The organism is Streptomyces sp. NPDC029956, from assembly GCF_055574655.1.
Genome location: NZ_JBVHZJ010000039.1, coordinates 1 through 12749, shown reverse-complemented (window position 1 = coordinate 12749; position 12749 = coordinate 1). Strand labels below are relative to the sequence as shown.

Here is a 12749-nt window from a genome sequence, read left to right as displayed (position 1 = left end):
GGGCTACCTCCGCATGACGACCGGCTCGTGGCGGCGCAGCAGCCGCGCCACGAGCAGACCGATGACGAGACAGAGCACGACCATCATGCCCATGTCGAACAGCCAGGCCGCCGCCGTGTGGTCCATCAGCGGATCCGTGGTCTTGTCGCTCGGCGCCACCGTCCCGATGTCCACGGTGGCGCCCATCGCCGCGAACGCCCACCGCGACGGCACCAGCCACGCCAGCTGCTCCAGGACGGGCGTCCCCCGCACGGTCAGGAGTGCACCGCAGAACACCACCTGCACGATCGCGAGGAGGACGAGCAGCGGCATGGTCACCTCCTCCTTGCGGACCAGGGCGGAGACGAGCAGACCGAGCATCATCGCCGTGAACGACAGCAGCGCGACGGCGAGGGTGATCTCCACGAGCGGCGGCATCAGGACACCCTTGCCGCCGGGCACGTTCAGCGGGACGCCGATCAGGGCCACCAGGGTCAGGACGACGGCCTGGACGACCGTGATCGAACCCAGGACGACGATCTTGGATGCGAGATACGCCGAGCGGGACAGGCCGACGGCTCTCTCGCGCCGGTAGATCGTGCGTTCCTTGACCAGCTCACGGACGGCGTTCGCCGCGCCCGTGAGCACGCCGCCCACGCAGAGGATGAGCAGGACGTTCAGCGTCGACTCCTGGTTGAAGGCGCCCTCGGACAGAGCCCGCGCCATCGCACCCATCACGAACGGCAGAGCGATCATGATGGCCAGGAACGTGCGGTCGGCGGAGAGCGCCGCGGTGTACCGGCGCACGAGCGTCCGCAGCTGGGAGCCCCAGCTCTGCGCCTTCGGCGGCGGGGCCGGTTCCCGCTCCACCGGGGAGCCTCCCGGAACGGGGACGTTCGGGCGGGCCGTCGCGTCGGCGACGTAACGGCGGTGGAAGCGGGAGGACCGGTACAGGCCGGCCCAGTCGCGCTCCCGGTCGTTCTCGAAGGCCTCGAAGGCCTCCGGCCACTGGTCGAAACCGAAGAAGCCGAGGGAGTCCGCCGGTGGCCCGTAGTAGGCGACCCGGCCGCCCGGCGCGAGGACGAGCAGCCGGTCGCACACGTCCAGACTGAGCACGCTGTGCGTGACGACGACGACCGTCCGGCCGTCGTCCGCGAGCCCGCGCAGCATGTGCATCACGGACCGGTCCATGCCCGGGTCGAGGCCGGACGTCGGCTCGTCGAGGAAGAGCAGCGAGGGCTTGGTGAGCAGTTCGAGCGCGACGCTCACCCGCTTGCGCTGGCCGCCGGAGAGGCTGTGGATCGGCTGTTGCGCGCGCTCCACGAGCCCCAGCTCCTGCATCACCTCGTCCACCCGGGCCCGCCGCTCGTCCGGCTCGGTGTCCTCGGGGAAGCGCAGCTCGGCGGCGTACCCGAGGGCCCGGCGCACGGTCAGCTGGAGGTGCAGGATGTCGTCCTGAGGGACGAGCCCGATGCGCTGCCGGAGCTCGGCGTAGTCCCGGTACAGGTCACGGCCGTCGTAGAGCACCGTGCCCCGGTCGGCGGGGCGCTGCCCGGTGAGCGCGCCCAGGAGCGTCGACTTCCCGGCGCCGGACGGTCCGACGACCCCGAGCAGGCACTTCTCGCCCACGGGGAACGACACCTCGTCGAGGAGGGTCTTCCGTCCGTGGTCGACGGTGACGGCGAGCGACTGGACGTCGAGGGAGACCTCGCCGGTGTCGGTGAACTCGACGAGCTGTCCGCCGATGAGGCAGAACGCGCAGTGGCCGACACCGACGATGTCGTCCGGCGTCACACGGGCGTCGACGACGGGGGCGCCGTTGAGATAGGTGCCGTTGTGACTTCCCAGGTCATGGATCCAGTACGTGCCGTCGGGATGGGCGCGCAGTTCGGCGTGGCGCCGGGAGACGACGAGATCGGGGACGACGACGTCGTTGTCGGGGGCACGGCCGATCCGGATGCTGTGGGCGGGCAACGGCCGCACGGACGTCGGCTGCCGGAAGGTACCGGTGGCGGCGGGATGCGAGACCGAGGAGAGCCGGGGAGGTGCGTTCTGCGGGGTGACGGGGTCGGAGGGCACGGGGGAGGGGGAGGACGGTGCGGGGGCGGGCTCCACGAGGGAGGCCGCGGGGGCCGGATCAGGGGCCGGGGTAGGCGGCTGGGCGTGGGCAGGGGCCTGCTCGGGCGTGGGTACCGGCGGCGGAGCAGGTGCCGGTGTCGCCGGAGCGGGCGGGGGCTCCGGCTGGGCGGCCGCTGCGGGTTCGGGTGCAGGCGCCGGTTCGGGGTGCGGCGGTGCCTCCGGTGGTGCGTCCGGCTGCGCCGTCGGTTCGGGGTGGGGTGATGCCTCCGGGCCGGCCGGGGCCGTTCCCGACGACAGCACCGCGCGCGGTCCGTCCTCCGGATGACCGAACCGTACGACCGTTCCGGGGCCCACCTCCCGTGGTCCGTCGACCCGCAGGCCGTCCGTGAAGGTGCCGTTCGTGCTGTTCTCGTCCGCGAGGGTCCAATGGCCGGCGGCGGCGCTGAGCACCGCGTGATGCCAGGACGCGCGCGCGTCCGCGAGCACGATGTCGCTGGTGGGGTCGCGCCCGATGCGATAGACACGGCTCGGACTGATCCGGGTCGCGTCCCCGTCGATCTCGAGGACCAGATGGGGCGCCGCGGGCGCGACGGGTCGCTCTCCCATGCGTGAATATTATCCGCCGGTGGTCATCCGTGCCCGGGATGGGGCCGCCGGTAGGGTGGCGTCCGCCGCAGGACGCGGCCCGGACGAAGGAGGAAGCACCCGTGCCGAAAGGTGTCACCAGGCGGCGGCCCCGTACCCGCGCGGCGCTGCTGAAGGCCGCCCTGGAGACCTTCGCCGAGCACGGCTTCCACGCGACGACGATCGAGCAGATCTGTGAGCGTGCCGGATACACGCGGGGCGCGTACTACTCGAACTTCGCCAGCAAGGAAGAGCTCTTCCTCGCCCTCTTCGACGAGCACAGCGACCGGACCGTACGACGGCTCGGCGAGTCGATCGACGCGCTGACCGCCGAGGAGTACACCCTGACCCGGCTCGCGGAACTCGCCGCCCGGGTCGAACCGGACGAGCGGGACTGGTATCTCGTCACCACCGAGTTCACCCTGCATGCCATCCGCGACCCGCAGGCCGCCTGGGTGCTCGCACGCCACGACGCGCGACTGCGGGCCGAGATCGCCCGCGGGCTCACCCTCGTCCTGCGCCGGGCGGGGCGTGAACTGACCGTGGACGCCGACCGGTTCGCGCGCCTCCTCATCGCCCTGCGCGAGGGCGGACTCGCGCAGAGCTACGTGGAGCCGGCGGAGCTGCCGCCGGGCAGCCTGGAGCGACAGTTCCTCGCCCCGCTCCTGGAGGTGACGACGCGGGAGATCCCCGGCACCAGGACCGGCACCGGCACCGGCACCGGCGTCGAGGACGACGGTCGACCGGGGCCGGGAGTCAGTCGAAGAGGTCCGGGTCCGACGCCGTGATCTGATCCCACAGCGGGCGCGCCTGGAACCAGCCGGCCAGATGCCCGCCGATCTGCCCACGCGTGAGCAGGGCCGTCTCCCGGTCGATGTGCTGCGGCGTGCCCGCCGCCATCGCGAGGAGCTGCGCCTGGCAGGACCGCTCCATGGTGACGAACCACCACACGGCCTCGGCGACGGACTGACCGACGGTCAACAGTCCGTGGTTCTTGAGGATGACCGCCTTGTGGTCGCCCAGCGCCTTCGCGACCCGCTCGCCCTCCTCGGTCTCGTTGACGACGCCCCGGTAGTCGTCGTAGATCCCGTGGTCCTCGAAGAAGGCGCAGGCGTCCTGGGTGATCGGGTCGAGCGGGATGCCGAGGCTGGAGAAGGCCTTGCCGTACAGGGAGTGCGAGTGTGCGGCGGCGATCGCGTCGGGCCGGGCGGCGTGGACCCGCGAGTGGATGACGAACGCGGCCCGGTTCACGGGCCTGCGCCCCTCCAGTACGGTCCCCTCGTGGTCCACCAGGATCAGGTCGGAGGCCTTGATCTGGCCGAAGCTCATGCCGAAGGGGTTGACCCAGAAGGCGTTCGGGTCGCCGGGGTCGCGGACGGTGATGTGTCCGGCGACCCCCTCGGAGAAGCCGAACCTCCCGAAGATGCGGAAACCGGCTGCGAGTTGCTCCTTGCGGTACCGGCGCTCCTCCTCGACGGAATCGAAGGCGGGCGGCAGCGGAAGGACGACCCCTTCGGGCAACGGCCCGACGGCGGCGGCGAGCGCGGGCGGCACGGTGCTCATGACGGCTCCTCGGTGAGCGGGTGGGGCACGGGTCGGCGCGGGCCACGCACGGGCGGACGCACGGGCGGGCACGGGCGGGGCACGGCGGGCCGGAGGCCGGCGGTCCAAAAGATACAGAGGTGTATCCGATACGACAACGGATCTGAGCGCGCATCGAGAAACGCGTCACGGAGTACGCCGGTCACGCGGTCACGCGGTCACGCGGTCACGTGGTCAGGCGGTGGCGGTCTGGCGATCGGGCGGTCACTCGATCGAGCGGTCACGCGGCCGGCGCGCCGAAGCGGGCCAGGTAGTGCCAGACCTTCTTCACCTCCTGCGGGTCGTACCGCCCCGAGCCCGCCGCCTCCTGCACGATCCGGGCATCGAGCCGTCCGCCGACCGCGATCCGGGCGCCGAGCTCCACGTACTCCTGCCCCCGGAACCCGGGATGCCGCCTCAGTTCGTCGACGGACAGGCCGAATCCGCCGTGCCACTCCACCGGGCACGGCAGGCGCCGGGCCGCGGCCTCCACCTCCGTGCCCCGGTGGCTCGGGTCCAGGACCAGCGCCTCCGCATCGCGTCCGATGTGGACCGGACCGTGGATCTGCGCCTCGATGTAGTCGTCGAGCGGGTCCTTGTCGTCCTTCTCGGCGAGCGCGATCAGGCCCATCCGGGCCGCGACGCCGAAGTCGGCGGGCTCCAGGAAGCTGTCCGGATAGCAGAAGGTCGCCCGGTCCACGGCGGCCGCGGTCAGCCGCAGATGGGCGGAGCCGAAGCGGGGCGCGGCGCCGAACGGGCGGCGGCGGAAGTCGAGGGCGCCGTAGACGGGGCGCGCGTCCGCCGGTGCCTCGTCGTACGTTCCGCCGAAGATGCGGCTCTCCCAGCGATGCCGGTCGCCGCCGGGGTGGGCGGTGAGGCCGCCGTTGCTGGTTCCGGTGACGAACTGGGAGCGGTAGACCCCCTCGTCGGCCAGCCGGTCGAGGAAGTGCGGGTGGAAGTTGAGGGTGACACGCAGGGCGGGGTCGATCGCCTCGCCGGTGGATCGGGCCGCCACATGGGCGAGGGCGCGCCGTGCGCAAGGATGCGTGTGGGGGTGTGCCGCGGCGTTGATGCGTGTCATCGGGGCAGTGTGACGGAGGGGTGAGGGTTGCGGCCCGGGGTTTTCGCTGACTACGGTCGATCCCGTCCAGAAAGCGCTTACTCGCTTCCTCGCCCCTCGTCCGCCACCCTGACCCCTGGAGTCCCCGCGTGCCCACCCCGGACGTCCTGATCTACACCCGCACCGCGGGCTACCGACACGACTCGATCCCCGACGGGGCCGCCGCGCTCACGGAGCTCGCACACGACCTCGGACTGAAGGCCGAGGTGACCGAGGACCCGGACGCCTTCACGCCCGCGCGCCTGGCCGAGTGCGCCGTCGTCGTCCTGCTGTCCACGACCGGGAACGTCCTGACGCCGGAGGGGCGCGCCGCCTTCGAGACGTACCTCAGGGGCGGCGGCGCCCTCCTCGCCGTCCACGCGGCGGCCAACGCCGAGCCCGACTGGCCATTCTACGGCGAGCTGCTCGGCACCCGCTTCGACGGGCACCCCGAGATACAGCCCGGCATCGTCCTCGTCGACGACCACGACCACCCCGCGACGGCCCCGCTGCCGGCCCGCTGGGCCTGGACCGACGAGTGGTACAACTTCACGTCCGACCCGCGGGGCGCCGCAGGGCCCGGAGACAGCCCGGAGGCCGCGGGAGGCGCGGGGTCCGGGGTGCGGATCCTGGCCCGGGCCGACGAGACCTCGTACCGGGGCGGCACCCACGGTGACGACCACCCGCTGGTCTGGTGCCGGGAGACCGACGGCGGGCGGGTGTTCTTCACCGCGCTCGGCCACGCCTCGGAGACGTACCGTGACCCCGTGTTCCGCGCCCACCTCTCCGGCGCCCTGACCTGGCTCACCGCGTAGCTACGGGATGTGCCGTCGTCCCCACTCCCGCCTGCCCCGCGGCCTCCCGCCCGCCCCGCGATGTCATGCGCACGCTCTCGCCGCCCTTCGGGCGACGACGGGAGTGTGACGACAGGACCCGGAAACCGCCCGGCGGCCACGTTTCCCGAGGTCGCCGCCGTTTTCGGGTCACCCCACCGCACCGCCCCTGTTGCGCCGAGCCCCGCTTAGCGGAAGCGTGCAGACGGGGGCCGATGTCAGGAGGAGACCCGTCATGGGCATCGCCACGGTGAACCCCGCGACCGGCGAGACGCTGCGCGTCTACGAGGCCCACGGGCCCGAGGAGGTCGAGCGGCGGATCGCCGCCGCTCACGAGGCGTACCGCCAGTACCGCACCACCTCCTTCGCCGAACGCGCCCGCCTGCTGCGCGCCGCCGCCGGTCTCCTCGACGAGGACACCGAGGACATCGCGCACACCATGACCGTCGAGATGGGCAAGCCGATCGCCGCCTCCCGCGCGGAGGCCGCCAAGTGCGCCAAGGCGATGCGCTGGTACGCCCGCAACGCCGAGGAACTGCTCGCCGACGAGCATCCCGCGGAGAGCGACGTCCAGGACTCCGGCGCCGACGTGGCGCGCGTCCACTACCGGCCCCTCGGCCCGATCCTCGCCGTCATGCCGTGGAACTTCCCGCTCTGGCAGGTGATCCGCTTCGCCGCGCCGGCGCTCATGGCGGGCAACACCGGTCTCCTCAAGCACGCCTCCAACGTGCCGAGGACCGCGCTCTACCTCGGTGACCTCTTCCGCCGCGCCGGATTCCCCGAGGGCTGTTTCCAGGCCCTGCTCATCGGCTCCGGCGACGTCGAGCGCGTCCTTCGGGACCCCAGGGTCGTCGCCGCCACCCTCACCGGCAGCGAACCCGCGGGCAGGGCCGTCGCCTCCGTCGCGGGCGACGAGGTCAAGAAGACCGTCCTGGAACTCGGAGGCAGCGACCCGTTCATCGTCATGCCCTCGGCCGACATCGTCGGGGCCGTGAAGACGGCCGTCACCGCGCGCGTGCAGAACAACGGACAGTCCTGCATCGCCGCCAAGCGGTTCATCGTCCACCAGGACGTGTACGACGACTTCTCCGAGCGCTTCACCGCCGCCATGAACGCCCTGACCGTCGGCGACCCCCTCGACGAGTCCACCGACGTCGGCCCCCTCGCCACCGAGCAGGGCCGCACCGACCTGGAGGCGCTCGTCGACGACGCCGTACGGCGGGGCGCCACCGCCCTGTGCGGCGGCCACCGGCCGGAGGAGCCGGGGCTCGCGAACGGCTGGTACTACCGGCCCACCGTCCTCGCCGGCATCACCCCGGAGATGCGGATCCACCAGGAGGAGACCTTCGGGCCGGTCGCCACGGTGTACCCGGTCCGTGACGTCGAGGAGGCCGTGACCGTCGCCAACGACTCTCCGTTCGGCCTCAGCTCCAACGTCTGGACCCGCTCCTCGGAGGACGTCGCCTTCTTCGTGCGCGACCTGGAGGCCGGGGGCGTGTTCGTCAACGGCATGACGGCCTCGCACCCCGCCCTCCCCTTCGGCGGGATCAAGCGCTCCGGGTACGGCCGTGAGCTCTCCGGGCACGGCATCCGCGAGTTCTGCAACGCGACGACGGTCTGGCAGCGGGCCTGAGCACCGGACGGGCGGTTCGCGCGGGTCGAGGCCGAGGTCCGCCGGCTTCCGGTCGCGGGCCCTCACGCGGGTCACCCCCGCAGGCCCGGGTCACCCCCCCCTCGACTCCGAGTCCCCCCTCAGCTCCGAGTCCACTCCGACAACCGTTCCGCCGACCACGTGTTGATCACCCGGTCCTCCGGCACTCCGCACTCCTCGGCCCGCGCGCAGCCGAGGATCTGCCACCCCAGCTGGCCCGGCGCGTGCGCGTCCGTGTCCACCGCGAAGTAGGTGCCCGCCGCCACCGCGAGCCGCAGCAGCCGTCGCGGCGGGTCGAGTCGTTCGGGGCGGCTGTTGATCTCGACCGCCGTCCCGGACTCGGCGCAGGCGGCGAACACCCGCTCGGCGTCGAACTCCGACTCCGGTCGCAGCCGTCCGCCCGCCACCAGGCGACCCGTGCAGTGCCCGAGCACGTCCATCAGCGGGTTGCGCACGGCCCGTTCGAGCCGGCGGGTCATCGCCTTCCCGTCCATGCGGAGCTTCGAGTGGACCGAACCGACCACGAGGTCGAGGCGGTCCAGGAGCTCGGGCTCCTGGTCGAGCGAACCGTCCTCCAGGATGTCGCACTCGATCCCGGTGAGCAGACGGAACGGCGCCCACTCCTCGTTCAGTCGCGCCACCACGTCCAGTTGTTCCAGGAGGCGCTCGGCCGACAGGCCCCGCGCCACCGTGAGCCGGGGCGAATGGTCGGTGAGCACGGCCCACTCGTGACCGAGCTCCGCCGCCGCGCGGCCCATGTCCTCGATCGTGGCGCCGCCGTCGGACCAGTCCGAGTGAAGGTGGCAGTCGCCGCGCAGGGCCGCCCGCAACGCCTCGCCCCCGCTCGTCGGTTCGGCCGTCCGCAGCGACTCCTCGAGCTCCGCCTCGAGCCCCGCCAGATATTCCGGGACCCGCCCGTCCAGGGCCTCGCGCACCACCGCCGCCGTCTTGGGCCCGAGGCCCTTCACGGACTCCAGGGTGCCCGCCGCCGCACGCGTGGCGGCCTCCCCCTCCGGCAGGGCGGAGACCGCGGCGGCGGCCGTTCGGAAGGCCCGCGCCCGATACCCGGGAGCCTGGGCGCGCTCAAGGAGGAACGCGATCCGGTTCAGGGCGGCCACAGGATCCATGACGTCGCTCCTCGCTTCCTCGGGGCCCGTCCCCTGGCTTCTCCTCGGGCCCCTCCTCAGGGGTGTTTCCCCAGGTCCTTCCCAGGTCTTCCGCAGTGCTTCCCCGGGCCTTCCCCAGGTCTTCCTCAGGCACCCTTCACGGCGTCGGCCGGCACCTCCGCCGGTCCGATCTCGCACCACACGGCCTTGCCCTCGCCACGCGGCTCGACGCCCCAGCGCAGCGCCAGCGCGTCGAGCAGCAGCAGTCCGCGCCCGGAGGTGGCAGCCTCGCCGGGGGTACGCCGCCGGGGCCAGGCGCTCGACCTGTCCTGCACCGACAGCCGTACCCGCCGCACCGGTTCGGGCAGCACCTCCAGGGTCAGGACCGCGCCGCCCTCGGTGTGCAGCAGGACGTTGACGAGCAGCTCGCCCGTCAACAGCTCGGCGTCGTCGGCCAGTTCCGACATGCCCCAGTCGCGCAGCGCCTGCCCCACGGCCGCGCGCGCGTCCGACAGGCCCTGGGGATCGGCCTGGTGGATGTACTGGTGGATGCGCGGCGCGCGGGGCGTGCCCGGGTCCGGGCTGCGCCGCAGCACCAGGAGGGCCACGTCGTCGCCCGAGCCCCAGCGCTCCCACAGGCGTTCGGAGAGGTGGTCGGCGAGGGCCTCCGCCTGGGGCGGACCGCTGCTGATGGCCCCCGAGAGCGCGGCGAGCCCGGTCTCGATGTCCGATCCGGGCTGCTCGACGAGCCCGTCCGTGCACAGCACCAGGGTCTCCCCGGGCACGAGGTCGAGCCGCGTCTCGGGGAACTCCTCGTCGCCGAACACGGTCGCGAGCCCCAGCGGCAGCCCGCCCCGCAGCTTGGGCTGCCCGACCCGGCCGTCGGTGTGCCGGATCAGCGGCCCGAGATGCCCGGCCCGTACGGCACGCAGAGTGCCGCTGCCCAGATCCACCTGGGCGTACGTGCAGGTGGCGAAGCGGTTGGTGTCCAGCTCGGCCAGAAACCGGGAGGCGCGGGCCAGCACCGTCGAAGGGGCGTGTCCCTCACCGGCGTACGCGCGCAGGGCGATGCGCAGCTGGCCCATGATGGCGGCGGCATGGGTGTCGTGCCCCTGGACGTCGCCCACGACGATCCCGACCCGTCCGCGGGGCAGCGGGATCACGTCGTACCAGTCGCCGCCGACCTGCCGTCCGCTCCAGGCCGCGTGGTACCGCACGGCGATCTCGCCGCCGCTGATCCGCGGTATCCGGCGCGGCAGCATCGTCGCCTGGAGACCGGTCGCCAGCTCCCGCTCCTCGTCGAAGAGGATCGCCCGCTGGAGGGACTGGGCGACGATCGCCGCGAGCCCGAGGGCCAGGTTGCGTTCGTCGGCGTTGAACGAGGTGCGCCCCCGGTAGAACAGGGCCATGCCGCCCAGCGAACGCGCCTGCGCCACCAGCGGCAGATAGCAGGCCGCCCGGAAGTTCAGCCGCGCCAGGTACGGGGCCAGTTCGGGGAAGTCCCGCCCGAGCGACGGGAACGAGGAGACGAACCGGGGCCGCCCGCTGAGCACCGCCTCGGCCAGCGGCAGGCCCCGGTCGAGCCGCCGGATCCGGAGGTCGTTGAGCGCGTCGAGGGTCTCGCCGCTGAGCGCGATGATGTTCAGCGAGCCGTTCTCGACGAGGCCGAGCGCCAGGCCGTCCGCGCCCAGCCTGGCCAGGCCGCCGGGGCCGGTCAGGGCGGCCGTCACGTCGTCCACGGTCACCGCGCGCGACAGCGCGGCCGTCGTCCGCTCGACGATGTTCGTCTGGACCTCGCGCCGCTTCTCCAGCTCCTGGACGAACGCGAAGCGGGTGACCTCGGCGGTCGTGTCACGCACGATGCCGACGATCCGCCGCGCCCGCCCGTCCGGCGACCGCAGGATCCGCGCCTGCACGTGCGTCCAGTGGGGTGGTCCGTCGGTCTGCGGGATGGGGAAGTGCGCGGTGTACGACACCTCGCCGCTGGTGACCGCCTCCCGTACGACGGCCTCCAGCCTGGTCCGCTCGTCGGGGTCGAGGCGGGCGATCAGCGTCACCGGGCGGCCGTCGTAGGCGTCCGGGGCCACCCCGAAGACCAGCAGCCCGGGCGGGTCGACATCGATGGTGCCCGTGTCGAGATCCCAGTCGAAGCTGCCGGTCCGGTTCATGGCGAGCCACTCGGCGGGCCCGATCTCGCCATTGCGCGTACGCCGGTCTTCATCGGTCATCCTCCCCATTGTCGAACCCGCACCCCTTCGACGCCATGGCGATGACACGGCGTGGCGCGAGTTCGCCTCGGCGGGAGAGCGACCAGGAGGGGGCGAGGGGGCGGGAGAGGGAGGAGGGGCGGGAGGGGAGGGTGGGCGGTCGGGAGGCGGGGACGAAGGGCTCGGGCGGCGGCGGGAGCGGAGCGCCCGCGGGGTGCGGGCGGCGGTCCCGCGGCACCGCACGAAATCGCCGGTGACCCCCGGCGCGGGGCGGGGCAGAATGGGCCGGTGCAGCCGCCCTACCGCGTTCTCGGTCCGTGTCAGGCCTCCCGTACCGACGACGGGACGGAGGCCGTCCTGAGCGGTGCCAGACTCCGCGCCCTGCTCACCGCTCTCGCGGCGGCCGGCGGGCGGGCGGTGGGCACCCGCGCGCTGATCGACCAGGTGTGGGGCGACGCCGACCGCGCCGAGGACCCGGACCAGGACCGTACGGCGGCGCTCCAGGCACTCGTCGGGCGGCTGCGCCGGGCCGTGGGCCGGGAAGCCGTCGTCTCCGCGCCCGGCGGCGGCTACCGGCTGGCCGCGGACCCGGACGCCGTCGACGTCCACCGCTTCGAACGGCTCGCCGCCGAAGGGTCCGCCGCGCTCGGCGCCGACGACCCGGCCCGGGCCGCCGTCCTCCTCGACGAGGCGCTCGCGCTCTGGCGGGGGCCCGCACTCGTGGATCTGCCCGGCCGGGACACCGACCCCCTCGTCGTACGGGCCGAACAGCGGCGGACACAGGCACGGCGCGACCGGCTCGCCGCCGACCTGGCCCTGGGACGGGCCACGGAGGTCCTCGCACCGCTCGCCGCCCTGGCCGCCGGAGAGCCGCTCGACGAACCCCTCCAGGCCCTGCGGATCCGCGCCCTGCGGGCGGCCGGGCGCCCCGCCGAGGCCCTTGCCGGGTACGAGGAGGTCCGCGCGAGCCTCGCGGACCGGCTGGGCACGGATCCCGGACCCGAACTGCGCGCCCTCCACGCCGAACTCCTGGCGGACCCGGCACCCGCGCCCACGCGTCCCCCGTCCGTTCCCCAGGGGACGGGACGGACGGTCGGTCTTCCCGCCCGGCTGACCTCCTTCATCGGCCGGGACGACGACCTGGGCGCGCTCACCGCCGCGTGGGGTGACCTGCGGCTCGTCACCCTCACCGGGCCGGGTGGCGTCGGCAAGACGCGGCTCGCCCTGGAGGCGGCCGGGACGTACGAGGACGGACCGGTCCACCTTGCCGAACTCGCCTCCGTACGCGAGGAGTCCACGGTCGTCGCGGCCGTCCTCAGTGCGCTGGGTGCCCGTGAGACACACGTCTGGCACCGCGGGGCCGTCGCCGCGGCGGACCCGGAGGACCCGTTCGCCGAGCTCGTCGAACACTGCGCCGGGCGGCGGATGCTGCTCGTCCTCGACAACTGCGAGCACCTGGTCGCCGCGGCGGCGGAGCTCGTGCACGTGCTTCTCACCCGTTGCCCGGAGTTGCGGATTCTTGCGACGAGCCGGGAGCCGTTGGGGGTGCCGGGGGAGGTGGTGCGGCCGTTGGGTCCGTTGCCGGTGGGG

Annotated in this window: 9 protein-coding genes; 4 read left to right on the top strand and 5 right to left on the bottom strand. The window is 73.3% G+C overall.

The annotated features are described in order from the left end of the window. Positions 1-3 precede the first annotated feature (3 nt). Entirely contained in the window at positions 4-2664 is a 2661-nt protein-coding gene (locus ACZ4XX_RS27020; RefSeq protein WP_468510460.1) for an FHA domain-containing protein, read from the bottom strand. A gap of 101 nt (positions 2665-2765) precedes the next feature. Between ACZ4XX_RS27020 and ACZ4XX_RS27015 the strand changes: the two genes are divergently transcribed. Further along, complete coding sequence (locus ACZ4XX_RS27015; protein ID WP_468510459.1) at positions 2766-3470, top strand: TetR/AcrR family transcriptional regulator; 705 nt, start codon at positions 2766-2768, stop codon at positions 3468-3470. Here the strand turns inward: ACZ4XX_RS27015 and ACZ4XX_RS27010 are convergent. Further along, positions 3439-4245 carry a class II aldolase/adducin family protein gene (locus ACZ4XX_RS27010; protein ID WP_319312179.1) on the bottom strand — a complete coding sequence of 269 codons (807 nt, stop codon included), beginning with the start codon at positions 4243-4245 and terminating at the stop codon, positions 3439-3441. The genes ACZ4XX_RS27015 and ACZ4XX_RS27010 overlap by 32 nt on opposite strands. Before the next feature lie 259 nt (positions 4246-4504). Continuing rightward, the gene (locus ACZ4XX_RS27005) at positions 4505-5344 is read right to left on the bottom strand and encodes a DUF3626 domain-containing protein (protein WP_468510458.1); all 840 of its coding nucleotides are present in this window, start codon (positions 5342-5344) and stop codon (positions 4505-4507) included. A gap of 128 nt (positions 5345-5472) precedes the next feature. On the opposite strand from ACZ4XX_RS27005, the gene ACZ4XX_RS27000 reads away from it, so the two are divergent. Further along, positions 5473-6177 (top strand): ThuA domain-containing protein, encoded by a 705-nt coding sequence (locus tag ACZ4XX_RS27000; RefSeq protein ID WP_468510457.1) that lies wholly within the window; start codon positions 5473-5475, stop codon positions 6175-6177. A 253-nt stretch (positions 6178-6430) separates the two neighbouring features. Continuing rightward, a complete protein-coding gene (locus ACZ4XX_RS26995) occupies positions 6431-7828 on the top strand; it encodes an NADP-dependent succinic semialdehyde dehydrogenase (protein ID WP_468510456.1) in 1398 nt (465 codons plus the stop codon). A 119-nt stretch (positions 7829-7947) separates the two neighbouring features. Here the strand turns inward: ACZ4XX_RS26995 and ACZ4XX_RS26990 are convergent, their stop codons facing one another. Both ACZ4XX_RS26990 and ACZ4XX_RS26985 read right to left on the bottom strand, forming a co-directional pair. Then, positions 7948-8973: a PHP domain-containing protein gene (locus ACZ4XX_RS26990; protein ID WP_468510455.1), complete on the bottom strand. Its 1026-nt coding sequence runs from the start codon at positions 8971-8973 to the stop codon at positions 7948-7950. A 125-nt stretch (positions 8974-9098) separates the two neighbouring features. Further along, entirely contained in the window at positions 9099-11180 is a 2082-nt protein-coding gene (locus tag ACZ4XX_RS26985; RefSeq protein ID WP_468510454.1) for a SpoIIE family protein phosphatase, read from the bottom strand. Positions 11181-11447: 267 nt separating this feature from the next. On the opposite strand from ACZ4XX_RS26985, the gene ACZ4XX_RS26980 reads away from it, so the two are divergent. Further along, a partial coding sequence (locus tag ACZ4XX_RS26980) for an AfsR/SARP family transcriptional regulator (protein ID WP_468510453.1) occupies positions 11448-12749 on the top strand: 1302 nt, incomplete at its 3' end.

Coding starts and splice junctions, on each gene's coding strand:
- ACZ4XX_RS27020 (WP_468510460.1), bottom strand. CDS start 2,664: ATGGGAGAGCGACCCGTCGCGCCCGCGGCGCCCCATCTGGTCCTCGAG.
- ACZ4XX_RS27010 (WP_319312179.1), bottom strand. CDS start 4,245: ATGAGCACCGTGCCGCCCGCGCTCGCCGCCGCCGTCGGGCCGTTGCCC.
- ACZ4XX_RS27005 (WP_468510458.1), bottom strand. CDS start 5,344: ATGACACGCATCAACGCCGCGGCACACCCCCACACGCATCCTTGCGCA.
- ACZ4XX_RS26995 (WP_468510456.1), top strand. CDS start 6,431: ATGGGCATCGCCACGGTGAACCCCGCGACCGGCGAGACGCTGCGCGTC.
- ACZ4XX_RS26990 (WP_468510455.1), bottom strand. CDS start 8,973: ATGGATCCTGTGGCCGCCCTGAACCGGATCGCGTTCCTCCTTGAGCGC.
- ACZ4XX_RS26985 (WP_468510454.1), bottom strand. CDS start 11,180: ATGACCGATGAAGACCGGCGTACGCGCAATGGCGAGATCGGGCCCGCC.